Annotated in this window: 22 protein-coding genes; 13 read left to right on the forward strand and 9 right to left on the reverse strand. The window is 71.7% G+C overall.

Annotated features, from left to right (window positions below):
• Positions 1-5: 5 nt before the first annotated feature.
• On the forward strand, positions 6-785 hold the full coding sequence (locus AC1DP1_RS02175; protein WP_477505444.1) for an exodeoxyribonuclease III: 780 nt from the start codon (positions 6-8) through the stop codon (positions 783-785).
• Positions 786-789: 4 nt separating this feature from the next.
• Here the strand turns inward: AC1DP1_RS02175 and AC1DP1_RS02180 are convergent, their stop codons facing one another.
• Positions 790-2,100 carry an MFS transporter gene (locus AC1DP1_RS02180; RefSeq protein ID WP_477505445.1) on the reverse strand — a complete coding sequence of 437 codons (1,311 nt, stop codon included), beginning with the start codon at positions 2,098-2,100 and terminating at the stop codon, positions 790-792.
• Between the two features lie 77 nt (positions 2,101-2,177).
• Here AC1DP1_RS02180 and AC1DP1_RS02185 point away from each other — a divergent pair, with 77 nt between their 5' ends.
• The 3 genes from AC1DP1_RS02185 to AC1DP1_RS02195 all read left to right on the forward strand — a co-directional run bounded on the left by AC1DP1_RS02185 (position 2,178) and on the right by AC1DP1_RS02195 (position 4,897).
• Complete coding sequence (locus tag AC1DP1_RS02185) at positions 2,178-3,200, forward strand: GlxA family transcriptional regulator (RefSeq protein ID WP_477505446.1); 1,023 nt, start codon at positions 2,178-2,180, stop codon at positions 3,198-3,200.
• 70 nt (positions 3,201-3,270) lie between these two features.
• The gene (locus AC1DP1_RS02190) at positions 3,271-4,434 is read left to right on the forward strand and encodes a DNA recombination protein RmuC (protein WP_477505447.1); all 1,164 of its coding nucleotides are present in this window, start codon (positions 3,271-3,273) and stop codon (positions 4,432-4,434) included.
• A gap of 22 nt (positions 4,435-4,456) precedes the next feature.
• On the forward strand, positions 4,457-4,897 hold the full coding sequence (locus AC1DP1_RS02195; protein WP_457184762.1) for a DUF6542 domain-containing protein: 441 nt from the start codon (positions 4,457-4,459) through the stop codon (positions 4,895-4,897).
• A gap of 10 nt (positions 4,898-4,907) precedes the next feature.
• On the opposite strand, the gene AC1DP1_RS02200 is transcribed toward AC1DP1_RS02195, so the two are convergent.
• Together AC1DP1_RS02200 and AC1DP1_RS02205 are read right to left on the reverse strand one after the other, a co-directional pair.
• Positions 4,908-5,531, reverse strand: coding sequence for an L-threonylcarbamoyladenylate synthase (locus tag AC1DP1_RS02200; RefSeq protein ID WP_457184764.1), 624 nt, complete (start codon positions 5,529-5,531; stop codon positions 4,908-4,910).
• A gap of 12 nt (positions 5,532-5,543) precedes the next feature.
• Complete coding sequence (locus tag AC1DP1_RS02205; protein ID WP_477505448.1) at positions 5,544-6,542, reverse strand: 4-hydroxy-3-methylbut-2-enyl diphosphate reductase; 999 nt, start codon at positions 6,540-6,542, stop codon at positions 5,544-5,546.
• 46 nt (positions 6,543-6,588) lie between these two features.
• Here AC1DP1_RS02205 and xseA point away from each other — a divergent pair, with 46 nt between their 5' ends.
• Entirely contained in the window at positions 6,589-7,842 is a 1,254-nt protein-coding gene (xseA, locus tag AC1DP1_RS02210; protein WP_477505449.1) for an exodeoxyribonuclease VII large subunit, read from the forward strand.
• Entirely contained in the window at positions 7,835-8,047 is a 213-nt protein-coding gene (locus AC1DP1_RS02215; protein WP_477505450.1) for an exodeoxyribonuclease VII small subunit, read from the forward strand. Before xseA ends, AC1DP1_RS02215 begins: the two co-directional genes overlap by 8 nt.
• A 188-nt stretch (positions 8,048-8,235) precedes the next feature.
• Here AC1DP1_RS02215 and AC1DP1_RS02220 read toward each other — a convergent pair whose 3' ends face one another.
• Entirely contained in the window at positions 8,236-8,778 is a 543-nt protein-coding gene (locus tag AC1DP1_RS02220) for a DUF4245 domain-containing protein (protein WP_477505451.1), read from the reverse strand.
• A gap of 73 nt (positions 8,779-8,851) precedes the next feature.
• Between AC1DP1_RS02220 and glpX the strand changes: the two genes are divergently transcribed.
• Positions 8,852-9,865, forward strand: a complete 1,014-nt coding sequence (glpX, locus tag AC1DP1_RS02225) for a class II fructose-bisphosphatase (RefSeq protein WP_378540679.1) — start codon at positions 8,852-8,854, stop codon at positions 9,863-9,865.
• Here the strand turns inward: glpX and AC1DP1_RS02230 are convergent.
• Positions 9,830-10,663: an esterase/lipase family protein gene (locus tag AC1DP1_RS02230; RefSeq protein ID WP_457184773.1), complete on the reverse strand. Its 834-nt coding sequence runs from the start codon at positions 10,661-10,663 to the stop codon at positions 9,830-9,832. The two genes, glpX and AC1DP1_RS02230, sit on opposite strands and share 36 nt — an antisense overlap.
• A 91-nt stretch (positions 10,664-10,754) precedes the next feature.
• Between AC1DP1_RS02230 and AC1DP1_RS02235 the strand changes: the two genes are divergently transcribed.
• The gene (locus AC1DP1_RS02235; RefSeq protein ID WP_477505452.1) at positions 10,755-11,681 is read left to right on the forward strand and encodes an alpha/beta fold hydrolase; all 927 of its coding nucleotides are present in this window, start codon (positions 10,755-10,757) and stop codon (positions 11,679-11,681) included.
• A 16-nt stretch (positions 11,682-11,697) separates the two neighbouring features.
• Here the strand turns inward: AC1DP1_RS02235 and galK are convergent, their stop codons facing one another.
• Entirely contained in the window at positions 11,698-12,831 is a 1,134-nt protein-coding gene (galK, locus tag AC1DP1_RS02240) for a galactokinase (protein ID WP_477505453.1), read from the reverse strand.
• A 101-nt stretch (positions 12,832-12,932) separates the two neighbouring features.
• On the opposite strand from galK, the gene AC1DP1_RS02245 reads away from it, so the two are divergent.
• The 4 genes from AC1DP1_RS02245 to AC1DP1_RS02260 are packed head-to-tail and all read left to right on the forward strand — an operon-like array spanning position 12,933 to position 17,314.
• Positions 12,933-14,234 (forward strand): extracellular solute-binding protein, encoded by a 1,302-nt coding sequence (locus AC1DP1_RS02245; RefSeq protein WP_457184779.1) that lies wholly within the window; start codon positions 12,933-12,935, stop codon positions 14,232-14,234.
• Positions 14,231-15,178 (forward strand): carbohydrate ABC transporter permease, encoded by a 948-nt coding sequence (locus AC1DP1_RS02250; protein WP_477505454.1) that lies wholly within the window; start codon positions 14,231-14,233, stop codon positions 15,176-15,178. The genes AC1DP1_RS02245 and AC1DP1_RS02250 overlap by 4 nt, the downstream gene beginning before the upstream one ends.
• Positions 15,178-16,041, forward strand: a complete 864-nt coding sequence (locus AC1DP1_RS02255; RefSeq protein ID WP_477505455.1) for a carbohydrate ABC transporter permease — start codon at positions 15,178-15,180, stop codon at positions 16,039-16,041. Before AC1DP1_RS02250 ends, AC1DP1_RS02255 begins: the two co-directional genes overlap by 1 nt.
• 7 nt (positions 16,042-16,048) lie before the next feature.
• Positions 16,049-17,314 (forward strand): ABC transporter ATP-binding protein, encoded by a 1,266-nt coding sequence (locus AC1DP1_RS02260; protein ID WP_477505456.1) that lies wholly within the window; start codon positions 16,049-16,051, stop codon positions 17,312-17,314.
• A gap of 97 nt (positions 17,315-17,411) precedes the next feature.
• On the opposite strand, the gene AC1DP1_RS02265 is transcribed toward AC1DP1_RS02260, so the two are convergent.
• The 3 genes from AC1DP1_RS02265 to AC1DP1_RS02275 form a co-directional block, all read right to left on the reverse strand.
• The gene (locus AC1DP1_RS02265; protein ID WP_477505457.1) at positions 17,412-19,265 is read right to left on the reverse strand and encodes an amylosucrase; all 1,854 of its coding nucleotides are present in this window, start codon (positions 19,263-19,265) and stop codon (positions 17,412-17,414) included.
• Between the two features lie 95 nt (positions 19,266-19,360).
• Entirely contained in the window at positions 19,361-20,443 is a 1,083-nt protein-coding gene (locus tag AC1DP1_RS02270) for an ABC transporter ATP-binding protein (protein ID WP_457184790.1), read from the reverse strand.
• Positions 20,444-20,599: 156 nt separating this feature from the next.
• On the reverse strand, positions 20,600-21,247 hold the full coding sequence (locus AC1DP1_RS02275) for a DUF1707 SHOCT-like domain-containing protein (protein ID WP_477505458.1): 648 nt from the start codon (positions 21,245-21,247) through the stop codon (positions 20,600-20,602).
• A gap of 170 nt (positions 21,248-21,417) precedes the next feature.
• On the opposite strand from AC1DP1_RS02275, the gene AC1DP1_RS02280 reads away from it, so the two are divergent.
• Positions 21,418-24,336 (forward strand): ATP-binding protein, encoded by a 2,919-nt coding sequence (locus AC1DP1_RS02280; protein WP_477505459.1) that lies wholly within the window; start codon positions 21,418-21,420, stop codon positions 24,334-24,336.
• The last annotated feature ends 45 nt before the right edge of the window (positions 24,337-24,381 follow it).

The raw sequence follows: 24,381 nt of genomic DNA on the forward strand, positions 1-24,381 counted from the left end.
GACGGGTGCGCATCGCGACCTGGAACGTCAACTCCCTCCGATCCCGCATCGACCGCGTCGAGGCGTTCGTGCAGCGACACGACATCGACGTGCTCGCCCTGCAGGAGACCAAGGCCCGTGAGGACCAGCTGCCGCTGATGGGCCTGCAGGCCCTCGGCTACGACATCGCCGTCGCCGGGCTGAACCAGTGGAACGGCGTCGCGCTGCTGTCGCGCGTCGGTCTCGAGGACGTCGAGGTCGGCTTCCCCGACATGCCCGGGTGGGGCGACCCCGTGGCCGCCGAGTCCCGCGCGATCGGCGCCACCTGCGGCGGGGTGCGCATCTGGTCGCTCTACATCCCCAACGGCCGCAAGCCCGACGACCCGCACTACGCCTACAAGCTCGACTGGCTGGCCCGCCTGCGCGCGACCGCGAGCGGCTGGCTCGACGGCGAGACGGCGCTCGTCGGCGACTGGAACATCTGCCCCACCGACGACGACGTCTTCGACGTCAAGCAGTTCGCGAAGTCGACCCACGTGACGCCGCCCGAGCGGGCCGCCTTCCAGGGGTTCCTCGACGACGGCTACGCCGAGGTGACCCGCGCCCACGACGCCGGCTACACCTACTGGGACTACTACCGCCAGCGCTTCGAGCGCGACCGCGGCCTCAAGATCGACTTCGTCCTCGCCTCCCCCACGCTCGCCTCGCGGGTCAGCGGCGCCTTCATCGACCGCGACGAGCGCGACCCCGCGCAGGGCGCGGGCTCGCCGTCGGACCACGCGCCGGTCGTCGTCGACCTCGACTGAGGGCTCACATCACGCCGGTGGTCGGCGCTGCCACGGCGGGCTGCGGCGTGCGTCGGATGGCGTACGACATCAGCGCGGCGAGGGCGCAGAGACCGGCCGCGGCGTAGAAGGCGGGGTCGTAGCCGCCGGTGACGTCGCGGACCACGCCGGCGGCCGTTGCCGCGACGGCCGCGCCCACCTGGTGGCTGGCGAAGACCCAGCCGAAGACGATCGGGCCGGACGCCGCGCCGAACCACTCCCGGCACAGCGCGACGGTGGGCGGCACGGTCGCGACCCAGTCGAGGCCGTAGACGATGATGAAGACCCACATGCTGGGCTCCACGTGCGGCGACATCAGCGCGGGCAGCGCCATCAGGCCGACCCCGCGCAGCACGTAGTAGGCCACCAGCAGCAGCCGCGGGTCGACCTTGTCGGTGAGCCAGCCCGAGGCGATCGTGCCGACGACGTCGAAGATGCCGACGACCGCGAGCAGCGAGGCGGCGGTGGTGGCCGGCATGCCGTGATCGTGGGCAGCCGGGACGAAGTGCGTCGCGATGAGGCCGTTGGTCGTCATCCCGCAGATGGCGAACCCGCCGGAGAGGAGCCAGAAGGTCCGACTGCGGGCGGCGTCGCGCAGCACCGCGAGGGCGCGCCCCGCGCTGGAGCCGACGTGCTGGTGGGGCGGCGGGCCGGGGTCCGCCTCGGTCGCGCCGAACGCCTGCAGCCCGAGGTCGGCCGGGTGGTTGCGGAGGAGCAGGAGCACCAGCGGTACGACGGCGAGGGCGGCCGCGGCGGCCAGCAGTGCCGCCGTACGCCAGCCGTGGTGGGTGGCCAGCCAGGCCACCACCGGCAGGAAGATCAGCTGGCCGGTGGCGTTGCCGGCGGTGAGGATGCCGCTGACCAGTCCGCGGCGGGCGACGAACCAGCGGCTGGTGATCGTCGCGACGAAGGCCATCGACATCGAGCCGGTGCCGATGCCGACGAGCAGGCCCCAGCACAGGATGAGCTGCCAGGGCTCGGTCATGAAGACCGTCAGGCCGCTGCCGACCGCGACCATCAGCAGCGCGAACGTGACGACCGGCCGGACGCCGAACCGGTCCATCAGGGCGGCTGCGAAGGGCGAGATCAACCCGAAGAGCATGAGGTTGAGCGAGACCGCGGAGCCGATCAGCCCGTGCGACCAGCCGAACTCCTCGTGCAGCGGCTCGATCAGCACGCCCGGCACGGACCGGAAGGCGGCCGCGCCGACGAGCGTCACGAAGGACACCGCGGCCACCACCCACGCCCAGTGCAGCCGCTGCGGCCGCGCGAGGGTCGGCTCGGAAGGAGTCGTCATCGTCACCGGGACAGTCTCCCGACAACCGGCGCCGTCCGACGAGTGGCCGAAATGCCAACATGTGCAAGAATCCGGCCATGTCGTCGCCCTACTCGTCGTCGTCGTCGTCGGCCGAGCCGCACCGCGTGGTCGTCCTCGCCGTCGCGCCGGTCATCGGCTACGACCTGACGATCCCGCCTCAGGTTCTCGGCGAGGCCCGCGACGCCGACGGGAGCCCGCTCTACGACGTGGCGGTGGTGACCCTCGACGGGCACCCCGTGGCGGCGACCCGCGGCTACGCCATCGCCCCGTCGACCGGGCCCGAGGCGCTCGCCAGGGCGCAGACCGTGATCGTGCCCGGCACCCAGGTCGCCGGTCCGCGACGTGACGGGACGATCGACGACGACCTCCGCGCCGCGCTGGCCTCCGTCCCCGCCGACGCGCGCTGGGTCTCGATCTGCACCGGGGCCTTCGTGCTGGCCGCGGCCGGGATCCTCGACGGCCACCGCGCCACGACGCACTGGAAGTACGCCGACGACTTCCGCCGCCTCTACCCCGACATCGCCGTCGACGAGGACGTCCTCTTCACCGACGACGGCCGGGTGCTCACCTCCGCCGGGCTCAGCGCCGGCATCGACCTCTGCCTCCACCTGGTGCGCAGCGACCACGGCACCGCTGTCGCCAACGCGGTCGCCCGCCACATGGTGGTGCCCCCGTGGCGCGACGGCGGGCAGGCGCAGTTCATCGAGCGGCACGTCCCGCGGCGCGCCGACGAGACCACCAGCGACGTACGCGCGTGGGCGCAGGCCCACCTGGACCGGACCCTCGACGTCGCGACCCTCGCCCGGCGGGCGTCGATGAGCGTGCGCACCTTCACCCGGCGCTTCCGGGAGGAGACCGGCCAGTCCCCCGGCGCGTGGGTCACCCAGCAGCGGGTCCGGCACGCCCAGCACCTCCTCGAGGCGACCGACCTGACCGTCGACGACGTCGCGACCCGTGCCGGGATGGGCACCGCCGCCTCGCTGCGCCAGCACCTGCACGCGTCCCTCGGCGTCTCGCCCTCGGCCTACCGGCGCACCTTCCGCGGTGACGCCGAACCGGGCCGAGTGCGCTCGCGGTAGTGCTCGACACGGGGCCGCGCACGCGACGCGGTTCGGATGTTCTGTCGGTGGGTCGGTCCATGCTGGATCCATGGACACCTTCCCCCTCGTGCTGACCCTGGCGGCCGTCCTCGCCGTCGGGCTGGCCCTCGGTGCCGTGATCGGCGTGCTGTGGGCACGCAGCCGGCCGGGCGACGACACCGCGATCGCCGCGCTGCAGCAGCGGGTCGCCGACCACGCGGTCGTCCAGGACGGGCTCGAGCGGTTGCAGGACCAGCTGAGCGACCTGGCCCACGACCGCACGGCCTGGCAGGCCCAGCTCCACCAGCAGGTGACCGACGTACGCCACTCGACCGACGTGCTGCGCCACGAGACCCACACGCTCGCGACCGCCCTGCGCAAGCCGCAGGTGCGCGGGCAGTGGGGCGAGCTCCACCTGCGCCGGACCGTCGAGCTCGCGGGGCTGGTCGACCACTGCGACTTCGCCGAGCAGACGCGCCTCGACGACGGCCGCCTGCGCCCCGACCTCGTCGTCACGCTCGCCGGCGGACGCACCATCGCGGTCGACGCGAAGGCGCCGCTCGCCGCCTTCCTCGACCTCACCGGGGCCGACGACCCCGCCGAGCACGAGCGGGCGCTGACCCGGCTCGGCGAGCACGTCCGCAAGCACGTCGCCGACCTGGGCTCCCGGCGCTACTGGGAGGCGTTGACCGGCACCCCGGAGTTCGTGGTGCTGTTCCTCCCGGGCGAGGCGATCCTCCAGGCCGCGCTGCAGGCCGTGCCCGACCTCGTCGAGCAGGCCGCCGCCCGCAACGTCGTGCTGGCCACCCCCTCCACGCTGATCGCGCTGCTGCGCACCGTCGCCCAGGGGTGGCAGCACGAGGTGCTCAACGCCCAGGCGCAGGAGGTGCAGCGCCTCGGGCAGGAGCTGCACGCCCGGCTGGGCTCGATGGCCGGCCACCTCGACAAGGTGGGTCGCTCGCTCAACGCCAGCGTCGTCGCCTACAACCAGGCGATGGGCTCGCTCGAGGGGCGGGTGCTGGTGTCCGCGCGCCGCTTCGCCGACCTCGGCGTCACCAACGACCAGCTCGAGGGCCCCCGCCAGGTGGAGACGGTGCCCCGCTCGGCTGCCGCGACCGAGCTCGACGTCCTCGACGACGTCCCGGGCGCGACGGGCGACCCGACGCTCGACGACCTGCTCGACCAGCACCCCGGCTCGGCGCCCGCCGCGGCGCGCCGCGCGCGGGGCGCCTGAGCCCGGCCCTAGGTTGAGCCTCGTGACACAGGCCGACACGCGGTGGCAGGCCGGGCGGGAGCCGGGCCTGCAGGTGGTGTCCCTGGGCGTCGCCCTCACGTTGACCGCCGTCGCCCTCGACGTGCTCCTGGTCGGCAGCCTCACGCTGTTCTTCGACCTGTGCTTCGTGGCGCTGTGCCTGGGACTGGCGGCGCTCGTGCGGCGCCAGGACTTCTACCTCGTCGCGCTGCTGCCGCCGGTCCTGATGGTCGTGGTCTTCGGCTTCGTCGCCGTCGTCGCACGCGACGCGATCGCCGACCCGCGCGACAGCCTGCTGCAGGCCGTCGTCTCCGGGGTGGCCACCCACGGCGTCGCCCTCTTCGTCGGCTACGCGCTGTGCCTGGGCTGGCTCGGCTGGCGCCTGCACCGCCAGGGCGACCTCGCCTCCGAGCTCGAGCGCGAGCTGGGTCAGCCGACCGGCTGACCCCGGTCGGTCACTCCTCGAAGCGCGACACGTCGCCCGCCCCACGGCGTACGACGACGGGCTCGGCGTCGGACCAGTCGATCACCGACGTGGGCTCGGCGGTGACCTCGCCCGACTCGACCACGATGTCGACGACGTGGTCGAGGTCCTCCTTGATCTCCCAGCCCATCGTCCTGGCCTCGGTCTCGCCGGGGAGGATCAGCGTGCTGGTGAGGATCGGCTCGCCGAGCTCCTCGAGCAGGGCACACACGAGCAGGTGGTCGGGGATCCGGACGCCGACGGTGCGCTTCTTCGGGTGCATCAGCCGCTTCGGCACCTCGCCGGTCGCGGGGAGGATGAACGTGTAGGGGCCCGGCGTCGTGGCCTTGATGGCGCGGAACGCGTTGTTGTCGACGTGGACGAACTGCCCGAGCTGCGAGAAGTCCTTGCACATCAGCGTGAAGTGGTGGCGGTCGTCGAGCTCGCGGATCTTGAGGATCCGGTCGCGGCCGTCCCGGTTGCCGAGCTGCGCGCCGAGGGCGTAGCCGGAGTCGGTCGGGTAGGCGATGAGCTGGTCGTCACGCAGCGCCTCGACGACCTGGGAGACGAGCCGCGGCTGCGGGTTGTCCGGGTGGATGTCGAGGTAGCGGGCCATCTCGCGCTCCCGTCAGGCCTTCTGCGCCGCGCGCAGGTCGCGTCGCAGCTCCGGCGGCAGCGCGAAGATCAGCGACTCCTCGGCCGAGTGCACCGCACGGGCGTCGGGGTAGCCGCGCTCGGAGAGGAAGGCGAGCACGCCCTCGACGAGATCCTCGGGCACCGACGCGCCGGAGGTGACCGACACGGTCTCGACGCCGTCGAGCCACGCCTCGTCGATCTCGGTGTGGTCGTCGACGAGGTACGACGCCTTGGCGCCGGCCTCGAGGGCCACCTCGACGAGCCGCACGGAGTTGGAGGAGTTGCGCGAGCCGACCACGATCACCAGGTCGGCGGCCGAGGAGATCTCCTTGACCGCGAGCTGGCGGTTCTGGGTGGCGTAGCAGATGTCGTCGCTCGGCGGGTCGAGCAGCAGCGGGAACTTCTCCCGGATCGCGGCGACCGTCTCGAGGGTCTCGTCGACGCTGAGCGTGGTCTGCGAGAGCCAGGCCACCTTCCCCGGGTCGCGGACCTCGATGCGCGCGACGTCGGCCGGGCTCTCGACGAGCTGGATGTGGTCGGGCGCCTCACCCGCCGTGCCCTCGACCTCCTCGTGGCCGGCGTGGCCGATGAGGAGGATGTCGTAGTCGTCGGAGGCGAACCGCTTCGCCTCGTGGTGGACCTTCGTCACCAGCGGGCAGGTGGCGTCGATGGTCTTGAGGCCGCGCTCGGCCGCCTGCTCGTGGACCGCCGGCGAGACGCCGTGGGCGGAGAAGACCACCGTCCGGCCCTCGGGCACCTCGTCGAGCTCCTCGACGAAGATCGCGCCGCGCGACTCGAGGTTGGCCACCACGTGCTTGTTGTGCACGATCTGCTTGCGGACGTAGACCGGGGCGCCGTAGAGGTCGAGTGCCTTCTCGACCGTGATCACGGCGCGGTCCACGCCGGCGCAGTAGCCGCGGGGGGCCGCGAGCAGGACGTTCTTGGCGGTCTCGGGGTCGAGGACCGGAGGAAGGCCGAGGTCGGTGCTCATGGGCCGAGTCTACGGTCCTGTCCGCGCCCTCCCCTATCCTCGCCGCGTGCCCTCACTCCGCGATGCCACGGCCGAGTCGCCGGCCCCGGTGCGGGCCGTCGCCAACGCCGTCTCGCAGTGGATCGACAAGCTCGGCGGCGTGTGGGTCGAGGGACAGATCGCGCAGGTCAACCGGCGCCCCGGCATGCAGACCGTCTTCATGACGCTCCGCGACACGGTCGCCGACATCTCGGTGACGCTGACGTGCTCCCGGTCGCTCGTCGACTCGATGAACCCGCCCCTCGTCGAGGGGGCCAGCGTCGTCGTGCACGCCCGGCCCAGCTTCTACGCCAACCGGGGGTCGTTCTCGCTGGCTGCCCGCGAGATCCGCATGGTCGGTCTCGGCGAGCTGCTCGCCCGGCTCGAGCGCCGCCGCCAGCTGCTCGCCGCAGAGGGCCTGTTCGCCCCCGAGCTCAAGCGCGACCTGCCGTTCCTCCCCGGCCGGGTCGGCCTGGTGACCGCGCCCAACAGCGCCGCCGAGCGCGACGTCCTCGAGAATGCGCGCCGCCGCTGGCCCGCCGTGCAGTTCGAGGTGGCCTACGCCGCCATGCAGGGCACCCGCTCGGCGAGCGAGGTGATGGAGGCCCTCGACAAGCTCGAGCGCAACGCCGACGTCGACGTCGTCGTGGTCGCACGTGGCGGCGGCTCGATCGAGGACCTGCTGCCGTTCTCCGACGAGGCGCTGGTCAGGGCGGTGCACCGGATGYGCACACCCGTCGTGTCCGCGATCGGCCACGAGCCCGACCAGCCGCTGCTCGACCTCGTCGCCGACGTGCGTGCCTCCACGCCCACCGACGCCGCCAAGCTCGTCGTCCCCGACATGGCCGAAGAGGTCCAGGGCGTCATGTGGGCGCGCGACCGGCTCCGCCAGGTCATCACGCAGCGCATCGCGCGCGAGCAGGACTGGCTGGCCCAGGTGCGCTCGCGCCCGGCCATGGCCGATCCCCGCAACCTGCTCGCCGCCCGCTCCGACGAGCTCGACGACCTGCTCGCGCGCGCCCGCCGTACGCTCTCGCACCGCCTCGACCGGGCCGCCGACGACATCGGCCACCAGCGCGCCCGGGCGCAGGCGCTCTCGCCGCTCGCCACGCTCCAGCGCGGCTACGCCGTGCTCCAGGACGCCGACGGCCACGTCGTGACGTCCGTCGCGCAGGCTGCGGTGGGCGCCGCCGTCTCCGTCCGGGTCGCGGACGGACGCATCCACGCCACGACAGACCGCATCGATGAAGCCACCCTGGTCGAGGAGGACCCCGATGAGTGACGCCACCACGGAGCAGCCCAGCTACGAAGAGGCCCGCGAGGAGCTCATCGAGGTCGTCCGCACCCTCGAGGCCGGCGGCACCACCCTCGAGGAGTCGCTCGCGCTCTGGGAGCGGGGCGAGGCGCTCGCCAAGGTCTGCCAGCAGTGGCTCGACGGCGCCCGCAAGCGCCTCGACGACGCGATGGGCCCCGACGCCGAGGACTGACGCCGACGACTGACCGCATCCGCTGGTCGAGGAGGGACGAAGTCCCGTCACGAGACCCCTCGGCGAATGCTGCTTCTCGGCTGTCCGGATCTCGACTCGCTCGTGCGACTTCGTTCCTCAGTCGCGTCGCTTGCTCGATCTGGCCGCCCCCACGCCGCGGCCTCGTGCCTCGGCCGCGACTGGGCGTCTCACCGGGTCAGCAGCCCGATGTAGGTCTCGATGTCCTCGGCCGGGGCCGAGCCGTAGACGAGGAGCGCCTCGTCRCCGAGCTCGGTGGAGTAGCCCACGTCGCCGCCCTCGTCGGACCAGGTCTGCCAGGTGTCGGTGATGTCGGACGGCACGGTGGCGTCGTCGCCGGCCGTGGCGTCCTCGTCGACGTAGAGCTCGACGAGGTCGGTGACCGACGTGTCCTGCTGCCGGATCCCGACGAAGCGACCGTCGTCGGTGAGCACGCCGAGGCTCCACCGCGGGTCGTCGCCGGCGGCGAGCTCGGTGCTGGTGGCCGTCCACCCGGCCGGCAGCTCGAGGGGGTGGACGACCCGGAGGTCTGCCTGCTGCGCGAGCTCGACGCGCGCCTGCCAGTCCACGGATTCCGGTTCGTTGTCCACGTCGCCGCGCCACAACCCACGCCACGCGACGAACGCCAGCACCGCGAGCACCGTGACGATCAGGGCGCCGGTCATCCCGTTGAACGAGCGCGTGTAACGACTCGGCTGTCCCTGCCCACTCACGCGGGCCATCCTCCCAGCCGGCCCGAAGCGGGTTGCACGGGGGCCGAGCCCGCGGCCACCACCCGCCGATAACATGCGCGGCATGAGCTCCAGCGCGCCGCAGCCCGAACGCAACCTCGCCCTCGAGCTGGTGCGCGTCACCGAGGCGGCCGCCATGGCGGCCGGGCGCTGGGTGGGTCGCGGCGACAAGAACGACGCCGACGGCGTCGCGGTCGAGGCGATGCGCTACATGATCTCGACCGTCGAGATGCGCGGCACCGTGGTGATCGGCGAGGGCGAGAAGGACAACGCGCCGATGCTCTTCAACGGCGAGGAGGTCGGCGACGGCTCCGGCCCCGAGTGCGACGTCGCCGTGGACCCGATCGACGGCACGACGCTGACCGCCAAGGGCATGAGCAACGCCGTCTCGGTGCTGGCGGTCTCACCGCGCGGCTCGATGTACGACCCGAGCGCGGTGTTCTACATGGACAAGCTCGCCACCGGTCCCGAGGCCGCCGACCACGTCGACATCCGGCTGCCGGTCAAGGAGAACATCGCCCGCGTCGCCAAGGCCAAGGGCATCTCCATCCACGACGTCACCGTGGTGCTCCTCGACCGGCCGCGCCACGCCCAGCTGGTCGAGGACATCCGCGCGACGGGCGCCCGCATCAAGTACATCACCGACGGCGACGTCGCCGGCGCGATCATGGCGGCCCGCCCCGACACCGGCGTCGACCTGATGCTCGGTGTCGGCGGCACCCCCGAGGGCATCATCGCGGCGTGCGCGATGAAGTGCATCGGCGGCAAGATCCAGGGCCAGCTCTGGCCGCAGGACGATGACGAGCGGCAGCGCGCCCTCGACGCCGGCCACGACCTCGACCGCGACTTCGTGCTCGGCACCGACGACCTGGTCACCGGTGACGACGCGTTCTTCGTCGCCACCGGCATCACCGACGGCGAGCTCATGCGGGGAGTGCGCTACCGCGGCGACGGCGTGACCACGCACTCGCTGGTGATGCGCTCGCGCAGCGGCACCGTCCGCTCGATCACCGCCGAGCACCGGCTCTCGAAGCTACGCAATCTCTCCACGATCGACTTCGACAACTGACGTCGGCACCGGCGGCCGCAGCGCGGCCGAGACTGCGGTGATGACGAGGGGGTCGAATGCCATCCCCACGTGCGACGAGCGCACCTCCACCGGCCGTGCGGCCGGATCGACGCATGCGCGCCAATCGACGATGCCGTCGCGCCGGGAGAAGATCGCGGTGAAGTCCATGCCCTCGGGGAGCGGCGCGCGCGCCTGGTCGAAGCTCTCCTTGGCGCAGTGGCCGGCGACGCAGTCCTCGGCCATCAGGCCGCGCATCCCGGCGCGGTTGAGCCGCACGAGCAGGTCGACGCTGCGGGCCAGCGAGACGTGGTGCGCTCCCGGCGCGAGCATCGGGCTGCCCATCGTGACGATGCCCGCGACGAGGTCGGGCCGTCGGGCTGCGACGCCGCGGGCCAGCATCCCGCCGAGGCTGTGGCCAACGATGCGCACGCGCGACCCGCGCCGCTGCGAGATCTCCTCGAGCCGCTCCTCGAGCTGCGCGGCGGCTGACAGCGTGCAGCCGACGTTGGCGCGGATGTCGGCGCGGTAGGTCCTGAAGCCCTGGTGGCGCAGCGTCCGGCTCATCGGCCCCAGCGACGAGTCACCGGCGAGGAACCCCGGCACCAGCAGCACCGGCTCGCCGACCCGCATCGGGCGCGCGCCCAGCGGCGTACGACGTCGCGCGCCGCGCGAGCCGAAGGCCGAGACGGCGTAGCGGCCGGCCTCGGTGAGGACCGACCCTTCGCGCAGCACCGCCACCACGGAGGGCTGTGAAAAGCCCTCCGGAGTCAGGAATGCGGCCATTGTGCGCTGCGTCACAATCATCGAACCTAGCCCAGAACCCGCTCCCCACCGGGGATGTGGGCCACTTTGCGTTTATTTGGGGACGACTGTCGTGTTCACTGGTGACATGCCCGCGCCCCACCGAGACAGCAGCCAGCCTCCCGTCGCGTCCGACGAGCTCCGCGCGCCGGTCGGCAACCAGGTCGAGCTCTGCTACCAGACCTTCGGCGACCCCGACGACGAGCCGTTGCTCCTCGTGATGGGGCTGAGCGGCCCGATGACGTGGTGGGACCAGGCGTTCTGCGAGCAGCTGGCAGGCGCCGGCTTCCACGTCGTGCGCTACGACAACCGCGACACCGGCCGGTCGTCCCGGGTCGCAGCACCGGTCCGCCGCGACCAGCTGGTGCGCGCCTTCGCGACCGGTCGCGCGCGGACGCCGTACACGATGTCCGACCTGGCCGGCGACGCCGTCGCGCTGCTCGACCACCTCGGCCTGGAGTCCGCGCACCTCGTCGGCGTGTCGATGGGCGGCATGATCGCCCAGACGATCGCCGTCGAGCACCCGACGCGGGTGCGGTCGCTGACCAGCATCAGCTCGACGACCGGACGACGCACCGTCGGCTGGCAGCACCCCTCCCTCCTCCCGCGGCTGATCGGGCCGCGCAAGGCCGGCCGGGACGCCTACATCGACAGCAGCGTCGCCATGTGGGCGCTGATCGGCTCCGCCGCCTACCCCTCCGCCCCCGACGCCCTGCGCACCCGCGCCGGCGAGACCTTCGACCGCGGCGTCAGCGCCAGCGGCGTCGTGCGCCAGATGCTCGCCATCCTCACGCAGGGCGACCGCACCCCGCGGCTGCGCAGCCTCCGCATCCCCGCGCTCGTCATCCACGGCAACGCCGACAAGATGGTCCACGTCAGCGGCGGGCGCTCGACCGCCGCCGCCATCCCCGGCGCCGAGCTGGTCACCATCGACGGCATGGGCCACGACCTGCCGCCCGAGCTCTTCGGCACCTTCGTCGAGGCGATCCGGCGGACGGCCGACCGGGCCTCCTAGCCCCTGGCCGGGCTGGTCAGCGGTCGACGGAGTGCGCGCCCTGCGACGGCTCGGCCGTGAAGAGGTCGGGCTCGCCGAAGCCGGCGTCCGCGAAGGCACGGCGTACGGCGTCACCCGCCGGGTCCACGGACTCCTCGGGCACCAGCCCGATGACGCAGCCGCCGAAGCCGCCGCCGGTCATCCGGGCACCCAGCGCACCCGCCTCCAGCAGCGCGTCGACGGCGGTGTCGACCTCGGGGACGGTGATCTGGAAGTCGTCGCGCATCGAGCGGTGCGACGCGGTCAGCAGTGGTCCGATGTCGGCGAGCCGGCTGTCGTCGAGCAGCCGCACCACCGAGAGCACGCGGTCGTCCTCGGTGACGACGTGCCGCACGTAGCGGCGCAGCTCCTCGTCGTCGAGGCGCTCGAGCGCGGCGTCGAGGTCGTCGGCGGTCACGTCGCGCAGCGCGGGAACGCCCAGGCGGCGAGCCGCCTCCTCGCAGCCGCGGCGCCGGGCGCCGTACTCGCCGTCGGAGTGACGGTGGGGGGCGCGGGTGTCGGCCACCAGCACCGCCAGCCCGCTGCCACCGAGGTCGAGCGGGACCGAGCGGGTCTCGTGGCTGCGCATGTCGCAGAACAGCGCGTGGCCGGCCTCGCCGCGCAGGCTGACCAGCTGGTCCATACCACCGGTCGGCGCGCCCACGGCGTCGTTCTCGATGTCGCGGGTCAGCGCGAAGAGGGCGTCGTCGTCGAGCCCGAGGCCGAGGTGGTCGTCGACGGCCCGCGCGACCGAGCAGACGAGCGCGGCTGACGACGACAGCCCGGCGCCCGACGGCACGTCGGAGTCGACCTCGACCTCGAGGGGCGGGACGTCGATCCCGCGGTCGGTGAGCAGCCAGAGCGCACCCAGCACGTAGCGCGACCACTCGGGAACGCCTTGCAGGTCCGCGGCCGCCAGCCCCGAGCGTCGTACGACGACCGGGTCGGGCTGCTGGACGGATCGCACCGTCCAGGCTGCGGAGCCCTCGGCGCTGCCGGCCGAGCCCGCCTCGACGGCCGAGACCGTCGCCGTGCACCCGACGGCCAGCGCGAACGGCAGGACGAAGCCGGCGTTGTAGTCGGTGTGCTCACCGATCAGGTTGATGCGACCGGGCGCGAACCAGCTCGTCACAGGGGCCTCTCTCGTCACGGTCTTCCTCTGGGTGAGGCGCTGTTGCCAAACATAGCCACAGCCGATAGACCAGTGATCCACGTCATATCTAGGAGGGGCGCATGGCACCACGTTCATCGACCCGCTCGCGCGGTCGCCCAGGGGCTCGTCGGGTCGCTGGCTCGTTCGCCAGTCTGGCCCTTGCCAGTGCCCTGCTGGCCGCGTGCAGCAGCGACAGCGGCACGACCGAGCTGACCTGGTACATCAACCCCGACACCGGGGGCCAGGCAGCCATCGCCGAGAAGTGCTCGACCGACGAGTACACCATTGCGACCCAGGTGCTCCCCCAGAGCTCGAGCGAGCAGCGCATCCAGCTGTCGCGACGTCTCGCGGCCGAGGATCCCGAGATCGACCTGATGTCGCTCGACCCGCCGTTCACCGCGGAGTTCGCCGCCGCCGGCTTCCTCGCCGAGGTCCCGCAGGACGCCAAGGCACAGCTCGAGAAGCAGGGCACCTTCAAGGGCGCGATGGACGCAGCGACATGGGAGGACAAGCTCGTCGTCTTCCCGTTCTGGTCCAACACCCAGGTCCTCTGGTACCGCAAGTCCTTCGTGGAGAAGGCCGGCATCGACATGTCCCAGCCGGTCACCTGGGACCAGATCATCCAGGCCGCTGCGGACAACGGCGGACAGATCGGGGTGCAGGCGAACAAGTACGAGGGCTACAGCGTCTGGATCAACGCGCTCATCGAGGGCGCGGGCGGGCAGCTGGTGGAGAACGCCGACAAGGGCGTCGACCTCGACCTGACCATCGACAGCCCGCAGGGCGAGGACGCGGCCAAGGTCATCGAGGAGCTCGCGACCTCCGAGGCCGCTCCCGCCGACCTCAGCGTGTCCAACGAGGGCACGGCCGGGTCGACCTTCGGAGGGGACAACGGCTCCTTCATGGTCAACTGGACCTACATCTTCCACAACTACGACGAGACGGCCCCCGACGTCGCCAAGGACATCGGCTACACCCGCTACCCCCAGACGGTCGAGGGCGAGGAGTCCCGACCGCCCTACGGCGGCATCGGCATCGCCGTCAGTGAGTTCTCCGACCACAAGGACCTCGCGCTGGAGGCCGCCGCCTGCCTGGTGGAGCCGGAGAACCAGGGCATCAACGCCGAGATGACCGGCAACATGCCGGCCAGCACTGCAGGCTACGAATATCCCGCACTTGCAGACATCTACCCCGCGGACCTCCTGAAGCTCTTCCAGGAGAGCGTCGACACCTCGGCCCCGCGCTCGGTCACTCCCTACTGGAGCGACATCTCCAGCTCGCTGCAGAACACCTGGCACCCGCCGGCCAACGTGAACCAGGACACGCCCCCGGAGTCCCAGGACTTCACCCAGCAGATCCTGGAAGGAGGGAGATTGCTGTGAGCACCACCCTGCAACGCCCACCCGCCGACGTGTCCACCAAGGCTGTGGCGAGCGATCGGTCCAAGGCCGAGAACAGGCTCGGCCTCAAGCTGGTGGCACCCGCCGTGGTGATGATGCTGCTGGTCACCGCCTGGCCGATGATCCAGGCGCTCTACCTGTCGCTCTTCCGGTACCGGCTGACGGCACCTGACGACCGCGAGTTCATCGGCATCGACAACTACGTCACCGTCCTCACCGACAGCCTCTTCTGGAAGGACACGTGGAACACCGTCCTGATCATGATCGTGACGGTCGCGGTCGAGCTGGTCATCGGCTTCGCGTTCGCGATGGTGATGCACCGCATCGTGTTCGCCCGCGGAGTGATGCGGACCTCGATCCTCATCCCCTACGGCATCATCACCGTGGTCTCCGCCTTCGCCTGGCAGTTCGCGTTCTCGCTCAACAACGGCTTCGTCAACGCGTGGTTCCACTGGCTGCCGTGGATCGCCGAGGACACCAACTGGTTCGGCGACCACTGGCACGCGATGTTCGCGATCATGGTCTCCGAGATCTGGAAGACCACGCCCTTCATGGCCCTGCTGTTGCTGGCCGGCCTCTCCCAGGTCAGCGAGGACATGCTGGAGGCGGCCCAGGTCGACGGTGCCACCTGGTGGCAGCGGCTGTGGAAGGTGATCCTGCCCAACATGCGGGCCGCCATCATGGTCGCGGTCCTCTTCCGGGCCCTCGACGCCTACCGCATCTTCGACAACATCTACATCATGACCAGGGGCGCCCAGGACACCGAGTCGATCTCGTTCCTCACCTACCGGCAGGTGATCGAGCAGATGCAACTGGGGCTCGGGTCGGCACTCTCGGTGGTGCTGTTCATCTCGGTGCTGCTGCTGGCGTGGCTGATCGTGAAGCTGTTCAAGGTGGACCTGGCGTCTGCGAGAGGTGAGGGCTGATGAAGGGCAAGACCAAGATCGGCACCTGGATCGGCTTCCTGCTGATCCTGGTGTGGTGCCTGTTCCCCGTGGCGTGGATCCTCTCGCTCTCGTTCAAGTCCGAGGGCGAGACGGYGGTCGGCAGTCCGCAGTTCCTGCCCAAGGACCCCACGTTCGACAACTACAAGGCGCTGTGGGACTGGCCCTTTGTCGGCGCCGACCCCACCGGGGTGGAGAAGGACTTCCAGAAGGCCCTCTTCAACTCGTTCGGCATCTCCATCATCGCCACCGTGCTCTCGGTGATCCTCGCGACCCTCGCGGCCTACGCCATCGCCCGGCTGGAGTTCAGGGGCAAGCGCCTGGTGCTCTCGCTGGCGCTGGCGATCGCGATGTTCCCGGTGGTCGCACTGGTGGGTCCACTGTTCGACCTGTGGACCAGGTTCGGCCTGTTCAACACCTGGCCCGGCCTGATCATCCCCTACATGTCGTTCACGTTGCCGCTGGCGATCTGGACCCTGTCGGCGTTCTTCCGCGAGATCCCGTGGGAGATGGAGCAGGCGGCCCAGGTGGACGGCGCCACGTCGTGGCAGGCGTTCCGCAAGGTGATCGTCCCGCTCGCCGCCCCGGGTGTGTTCACCGCGGCGATCCTGACGTTCTTCTTCGCGTGGAACGAGTTCGTGCTCGCGATCTCGCTGACCTCGACGACCGCGTCGCGCACCGTGCCCGCACAGATGTCGTTCTTCGTCGGACCAGACCCGTTCAACCCACCGTACGCACAGCTGTCGACCGCCTCGGTCATCGTCACGCTGCCGGTGATCATCATCGTCCTGTTGTTCCAGCGCAAGATCGTCGCCGGCCTGACCTCCGGCGCAGTGAAGGGGTGAGGCCGCCATGGCTGCCATCGAGATGAAGAACATCGTCAAGCAGTACGGCGACGGCTTCCCTGCCGTCAACGACATCAGCATCGACGTCGCCGACGGGGAGTTCCTGATCCTGGTCGGGCCCTCCGGCTGCGGGAAGTCGACGCTGCTCCGGATGATCGTGGGGCTGGAGGACATCACCAGCGGCGACATGGTGATCGGCGGGAAGAAGGTCAACGACCTCGCCCCGCGCGACCGCAACCTGGCCATGGTCTTCCAGAACTACGCGCTCTACCCCCACCTCACCGTCTACGAGAACATCGCCTTCCCGCTCCGGCTGGCCGGCGCGTCGGACTCCGAGGTGGACGAGAAGGTGCGCAACGCGTCGAAGACCCTCGAGCTCGACGAGCACCTCGAGCGCAAGCCGGGCAACCTCTCGGGAGGCCAGCGCCAGCGGGTCGCCATGGGGCGTGCGATCGTCCGCCAGGCCGAGGCGTTCCTGTTCGACGAGCCGCTGTCCAACCTCGACGCCAAGCTGCGCGGACAGATGCGCACGGAGATCTCCCGTCTGCAGAAGCGGCTCGGCATCACCACGGTCTACGTCACCCACGACCAGACCGAGGCCATGACGCTCGGCGACCGGGTCGCGGTGCTGAAGCGGGGAATCCTGCAGCAGCTCGCCACCCCCCGCGAGCTCTACGAGAACCCGGCCAACCTCTTCGTCGCCGGATTCATCGGCTCCCCGCCGATGAACTTCCTGCCGGCGGAGGTCAAGGGCAACCAGGTGGAGCTGCCGTTCGGGACCGTCACGATCCCGGAGGACAGGGCGGCGAAGGCACAGGGCAAGGGTCTGCTGATGGCGGGGATCCGACCCGAGCACTTCGAGGACGCCAGCGTCGTCGACGAGGACAAGGTGACCGACGAGGCGACGTTCAACGCCACGGTCGACGTCGTGGAGTGGCTGGGCAACGAGGCCTACGCCTACATCCCCTTCGAGGCGCCGCCCGAGGTCGCCGAGCAGCTCCACCAGCTGGAGCGCGACCTCGACGGCGAGTCGCTGCGCACCCAGCTGGTGATCAGCCTCGACGGTGCGAGCCGGATCAGCGAGGGCGACGACGCCACCATCTGGGTCGACGCCCGCAAGATCCACCTCTTCGACCCGGCCACGGGCGAGAACCTCACGATGGACGCCTCCAAGGCCGGAGTCATCCCCGGTGGCAACGCCATGGCGAAGGCCGAGGAGGTCGGGCGCGAGCAGGACGAGGTCCAGCCGGGCTCGGACACGGCCACCACCTGACCCACGGTCGTCCGGCGCTGCACGTCGGCGTGGAACGAGGCCCCGGGAGCTTCAGCTCCCGGGGCCTCGCCACGTCCGGAGCATCCTCGCGACGGCCTCAGCCGGGCGACGGGGACGACGCGTGCAGCCACACCGACGCGTAGGGCTCGAGCCGCACCGCGCCGTCGCGGAGGTCCGGCGCGGCGCCGGTGAGGGCGTCGACCAGGTCGTCGGAGTGCAGGCCCAGCCAGTGCAGGACGTCGGCGGCCACCCACGCCTCCCGGTCGGTGACGTTGGCGGCGGCGAGGAGCGGGCCGTCGGGGTGCCGCCGGACGACGAGCAGCGCGCCGGGGTCGCGCGGGTCCCACACCTCGGTGGGCGAGGCCGCGTGCAGGTGCGGCAGTGATCGTCGTACGTCGATCAGGTGCCGCAGGCCCGACGTGATGCCGTGCGGGTCGGGGTCGGCCTCGACGTCGTCCCAGGGCATCCGCGGCCGGTGCACCCACCGGTTGTCGGCGGCGTGGTCGGGGTCGTCGGCCCAACAGTGGTCGTTGAGCAACCCGACCTCGTCGCCCATCCAGATCACCGGCAGGCCGCCGAAGGACAGGATGATCGCGTGCGCGAGCAGGATGCGCGCGGCGGCGTGCGGGTCGCCCACCTCGAGACCGGCGAGCGAGGCGAGCGAGCCGGAGATCCGCCGGTCCCCCGTCTGCTCGTTGTGCTGGAAGACCAGCCCCCGCGCCCACGAGCCGGGGAAGGACCCGGCGTAGAAGTCGGACAGGAACCGCCGGTGAGCCGCCGCGTCGAGACCCACCGCACGGGCGTCCTCGTCGGAGATGGCCCACCCGATGTCGTCGTGGCAGCGCACGTAGGTGATCCAGGCCGTCGTCGACGGCGGCTGCGGCAGCTGTTGGAGGGCGTACGTCGCCAGGCGGGCGTCGCGCGAGGCGAGCATCGACCAGACCTGCACCATCAGCCCGTTGTGGTAGGCGAGGTCGCTGACCCGGCCCGCCTGCTCACCCACGCCGAGGTAGGCCGGGAGGTCCGCCGGGCCGACGATCGCCTCGGCCTTGAACAGGACCGCGGGGGCCGCGATGCGGGCGACGGTGCGGAGGGCGCGGGTGAGGTCGTGCACCTCGGGCTGGTTCTGACAGTCGGTGCCGAGGCGCTTCCAGATGAACGCGATCGCGTCGAGGCGGAACACCTCCACGCCCAGGTTGGCCAGCGACAGGATGATGTCGGCGAACTCGCGGAGGACGGCGGGGTTCGACCAGTCGAGGTCCCACTGGTAGTCGTTGAACGTCGTCCAGACCCAGCCCGACAGCTCGTCGTCCCAGGTGAAGCTGCCCGGCGCGAAGTCGGGGAACACCTCCGGCAGCGTCGCCTCGTAGGCGTCGGGCACCTCGCGGTCGCGATGCACGTGGAAGAAGGCCCGCCGGTCCGGGTCGCCCGCGCGCGCCGCGAGGGCCCACTCGTGCTCGCGCGCGACGTGGTTGAGCACGAGGTCGAGGCAGAGGCTGATGCCCTCGCCGCGCAGGGTGGTCGCGAGGTCGCGCAGGTCGTCGACCGTGCCGAGGTCGGGCCGCACGGAGCGGTAGTCCATGACCGCGTAGCCGCCGTCGTTGGGCGCCGGCCGCGGCGTCAGGAGCGGCATCAGGTGGAGGTAGCCGACCCCCAGCTCACGCAGGTACGCCCCGCGCTCCCCCACCCCGCGCAGCGTCCCGGCGAAGCGGTCCGCGTAGGCGGCGTAGCCCACCATCGAGGACCGCTGGAACCAGTCGGGCTCGCGCAGCCTCCGCTCGTCGAGCGCGCGCAGCTCGGCCGGCCGGGCCGCGTGCGCCGCCCGGGCGACCGCGACCAGGGACCGGGTGACCTCGGACGCCGCGTCGGCGCCGTAGACCCGCGACACGGTGTCGCGCAGGTCGGGCTCCAGGGCGGCCAGCCGCTGCTCGAAACCGGTGTCGGACCTCACGCGCCCAGTATGGCGAATGACGCCGGGGACGGCTGAGCCCCCGGGAGCAGGGCTCCCGGGGGCTCATGCCGTGCTGGGCGGTGCGGTCGGWGGACTCAGTCGGAGAGGCGCTCGCCCGTCTCGGTGTCGAAGACGTGGACGTTCTGCGGGTCGGTGGTGACGTGGAGCGTCTCGCCCTTCTGCGGGTGCTGGCGTCCGGCGACGCGGACGATCACGTTGGAGGGCGTGCCCTCCACGTCGCAGGTGCCGTAGACGAAGCTGTCGGCGCCGAGCTCCTCGACGACCGTGACCTTGACGGGCAGGCCACCCTCCTCGGCGGTGACGATGCGCCAGCTCTCCGGACGCACGCCGACGGTGACCCGGCCCGACATCTTGCGCTCGGCGGTGGGGTCGACCGGCACCGTGTACTTGCCGACCTTGACGTCGCCGTCGACCGCCGTGCCCTCCATGAGGTTCATCTGCGGCGACCCGATGAAGCCGGCGACGAAGAGGTTGGCGGGCTTGTCGTAGAGCTTGAGCGGGGTGTCGACCTGCTGCAGCACGCCGAGCTTCATCACCGCGACCCGGTCGCCCATCGTCATCGCCTCGACCTGGTCGTGCGTGACGTAGACGGTCGTGACGCCGAGGTCCTGCTGCAGGCGCGCGATGTCGGTGCGGGTCTGCACCCGCATCTTGGCGTCGAGGTTGGACAGCGGCTCGTCCATGCAGAAGACCTGCGGGTTGCGGACGATCGCGCGACCCATCGCCACGCGCTGACGCTGACCGCCCGAGAGCGCCTTGGGCTTGCGCTCCAGGAACTCCTCGAGGCCGAGGATGCGAGCCGCCTCGGCGACGCGCTTCTTCCGCTCCTCGGTGGGTACCTTGGCCATCTTGAGCGAGAAGGCCATGTTCTCCTCGACCGACATGTGCGGGTAGAGCGCGTAGTTCTGGAAGACCATCGCGATGTCGCGGTCCTTGGGGGGCACGTTGGTGACCTCCCGGTCACCGATGAAGATGCGCCCGTCGTTGACCTCCTCGAGCCCTGCGAGCATCCGCAGGGTCGTGGACTTGCCGCAGCCGGAGGGGCCGACGAGCACCATGAACTCGCCGTCCTTGATCTCCAGGTCGATGCCGGGCACGGCCGGCTCGTCGGTGCCGGGATACCACCGCTGCGCCTTCTCGAAAGTCACTGATGCCATGTTCTGCTCCTTCACCGGCAGGTACGTGCCGGACGATCCGTAGTGAAGTGACCCGGGTCACAGTAGGGCCCCGGGGTGGGTGCAGCAATCAGCGCCCGACCCGTGGTCGCGCCACGGCGGCGCGGGGTCGAGCGGAGCGGCAGGTCGCGCGTCTCGTCAGTAGGTGCCGAGGTACTTCTTCGGCGTGCCGGGCGCGGGCTGGCGCTGCACCGTGACCGACCCCATCAGGGCCATCCCGCGGATGCGCACGACCGGGGAGCCGGGGCCGACCTCGGCGGGCACCTTGTCCTTCGCCTGGCTGAACTCGCCCATGATCGGGGTGCCGTCCATGACCACGTGCATGTCGGCCGGGACGATCACCTTCACCTCGCCCATGATCGCGCTGGCGTTGAGGAGGGTCTCGTGGGCCGAGAGCTGCGCCTGGCGGAGGTCGATGACCACTCCACCCATCATCGCGAAGGCGCTGTGGTGCTCGGGCACCGACCAGACGCCCTGGCGCTTGCACTCGCTCATGATCGCGACGGACGAGTTGTGCCCGACCGCGGGCACCGCTGACGGCGTACGACGCACCGGCGGGCCGGTGGGTGGGGCGGCAGGGCCCGGCGCCTGCAGGTCGAGCGTGATCGGCACCAGCTCGCCGTAGGTCTTGGCCTGCCAGGTCAGCTCCAGCCGCTCCTCGAGCTCGTCGAGGTCGATGCGGCCGTCCCCGGCAGCGTCGCGCAGCACGTCGGCGACGCGCTGGCGGTCTGCGTCGGAGATGCGCATCTGCGACGGGTCGTGCGGGCGGTTCTCGATCTCCCCCATGGCTCCAGCCTAGCGAGGAGCGGGAGTCCCCGCCCGTGACGGGCGTCAGGGGCGTGGACCGCGGGACGGGACGCCGCCCGGCCAGCGAAATTGCATGGACACGACGGGTCGCGCGGCGGATGGTGGGGAACGACGTCTCGGGCACTGCACCAGCGGCTGTCGGAGGTGACATGGGCGCACTACCCAGTCCGGTCCTGCCGCCGGGCGCCCACCACGACCTGGTCCGAGCCCTGCACGAGCTGCACCACCGGGCCGGCTGGCCCAGCCTCCGTTCGCTCGCGCGCGACACCGGGGTCTCCCACACCACGGTCTCGAAGGCGCTCTCCAGCAGCGTCCTCCCACCGTGGGGGACCGTGGAGCTCCTCGTGGAGGCGATGGGCGGCAGCCGGCCGGAGTTCCACGCCCTCTGGCTCGCCGCGTCGTCGGCGGACGACGACGCGGCTCCCGCGCCGTCTCCCGAGATCGCCGGTCGTCGGGACGAGCTCGCCGTCGTGCGCGACCACCTGGACGGGCACGGCGGCCTCCTGGTGGTGACCGGCGAGGCCGGCATCGGCAAGTCGACGCTCGTCGACGCGGCGGCGGTCCTCACCGAGACCCGCGTGGCTGTCGGGCGCTGCCTCCCGCTCTCCACCGACGTCCCGCTCATGCCTGTGGTGGAGCTGCTCCGGTCGATCCACGACGCGGACGAGGGCCGGTGGATCGGCGAGGCGTTGTCCGACTGCCCGGCCTACGCGCGTGAGGCGCTCGCCCGGCTCCTGCCCGAGCTGGGTGCCGCCGCGGCGTCGACCGACGACGTCGACTTCGCCCAGCAACACCTCTACGCCGCCGTCGCGGCAGTGCTCGCCAGGCTCGCGGCGACGCGCCCCCTCGCCGTGGTGGTGGAGGACCTGCACGTGTCGGACGCGACCACCCTCGACCTGCTCGAGTACGTCCTGTCGCGTGACGTGGACGTGCCCGTCACGGTGACGTGGCGCCTGGACCACCAGAGGGTCCAGCGGTGGCGCAGCGAGTGGCTCGCACGCGTGCAGGCACTGCCCGGAGTCCGCACGATGAGCCTGGGTCCGCTCACCCTGGAGGAGACGCGCGACCAGCTGCGACTGGCCGGTTGGCTCGACGGCACCACCAGCGACCGCGCCCGGCGGATCCACGAGCGGTCACGCGGGCACCCCCTCTTCACCGCGCACCTCGCCATCCAGGGGGACGACCCGACCCTCCCACCGGTGCTGGCCGACCTCCTGGACCGGCGCCTCGGCGACCTCTCACCCGACCAGGGCCGGGTGGCCACCGCGCTCGGCGTGGCCGACGGGCCGGTCGGCGTCGAGCTGGTGACCGCCGCCACCGGCCTCGACGACCACGCTGTGCTCGACGCGTTGAGACACCTCGCAGCGCGGCACCTGGTGAGCGTGGGCGCCACGGACACGGTGCGACTGGCGCACCCCCTCCTCGCCGACGCCGCTCGCCGACGGCTGCTCCCGGGCGAGGTACGCCGGCTCCACCGCACGTTCGCCGAGCTGCTCGGGCGCGACGGCGGCGCGGACCCGGCCGTGGTCGCCGAGCACTGGCGGCTCGCCGGTGGGACCACGGAGGAGGCCCGGTGGCGGGCCGCCGCTGCCCGTCAGGCACGCCGTCGCACCGACCCGCGCTCGGAGGCCGAGCACTGGTTGCGGATCCTCGAGCTGGGTCGCCAGCACGCCGTTTCGCCCGAGGGCCTCGTCACGGCGTGGCTGTCCGCGTTCGACGCCTTGCAGCTGTCGGGCCGGCTCGAGGCCTGCGCGGCCCTGGTCGACGAGGAGCAGCCCGACGTGGACGCGCTGCCCGACGAGCAGGCAGCGAGGGTGATCCGCCGCGCGGCGCAGGTCGCCTGGCTGGTCAAGGACGACCCCGAGGGGTCCGTCGTGCTGGCCGACCGCGCGCTCGACCGCCTGGCCGAGCACGCTGTCGGCCCCGACCTCGTCCGCGTCCTGGACCAGCGCGCGGACGCGTTGATGGACCTGGCCCGCTACGACGAGGCGACACGCGACCTGCAGAGCGCTCTCGACGCGTGCGCGGAGCTCGACGACGACGCGTTGTACCTCGAGACGGCCGCCACCCTGGGCTGGCTCGTGGGTCACCTCGGCGACCTCGCCGCGGCGCTCGACCTGTTCCGCCGGGCGCGCAGCCGGGTGTCCGGAACGGCCGGACCGTGGCGGGAGGCCAACCTGGCGATGATGCACACCGACGTGCTCCTGCAGCACCACCGCCCGCCCCACGAGGTCGAGGAGGCCGCCCGGCGGGTGCTCGACCTCGGGCGGGAGTGGCAGCTCGACTTCCACCTCCTCACGCTGGTCAAGGCCAACGTGGTCGAGGCCTACCTCGACGCGGGCCGGACCGGCGACGCGGCCGCCCGCCTGGTCGACGTGCCCCGGTCGTACAGCTACGACGACTGGCCGGGGCAGTGGGTCTCGGCGCGCCTCGACATCGTCCAGGGCCGTACGGACGACGCGATCAGGACCATGCGCGGACTGGTGAAGACCGGCGGGAGCACGCGCAACCGGCTGAACCGTGCGGTGTGGGAGGCCACGGCCCTGTTGTGGCAGGAGGAGCCGACAGAGGCGTGGGTCGCCCTGCGCGACCCGCTCGAGGCGTTCCTCGACTCCCCCGGGATCGTCGACTACTGGATGGCGTTCCTGGTGCTCGCCCGTGCTGTGGCCGACATGCGGACCCCTCCGGGAGATCGCCCGTCCGACGAGGACACCGCGGCGCTCGAGGACCTGGAGGACCTGCGCCGAGGGGCCCGGCTCGACCCGCTCGACCCGCAGCGGTCCTCGGCAGGGGTCGCTGCCGGCGTGACCTGGGAGGCCGAGCTCGTCCGGGCCAGCGGCACCGACACGGTGGACCAGTGGTCACGCGCCGCGGTCGCCTGGGGCCACCTCGGCCGACCCCACGCGGCGGCGTACTGCCGCTGGCGCGCGGCGCAGGTCGCGCTCCGCGAGGGCCGCGGAGCCGTCGCCGAGCGGCTGCTCCGGCGGGCCGCCGCCGACGCCCGTGAGCACGTCCCCCTGTCCCGGGTGATCGCGGAGTCGTCAGGGCGACGGGTGGGGAGCGACTGACCCAAAGATGGATCCCTGCTCCGGGAGGGGCAGGGATCCATCGGG

It is taken from the genome of Nocardioides sp. P4_G10 (genome assembly GCF_056401175.1).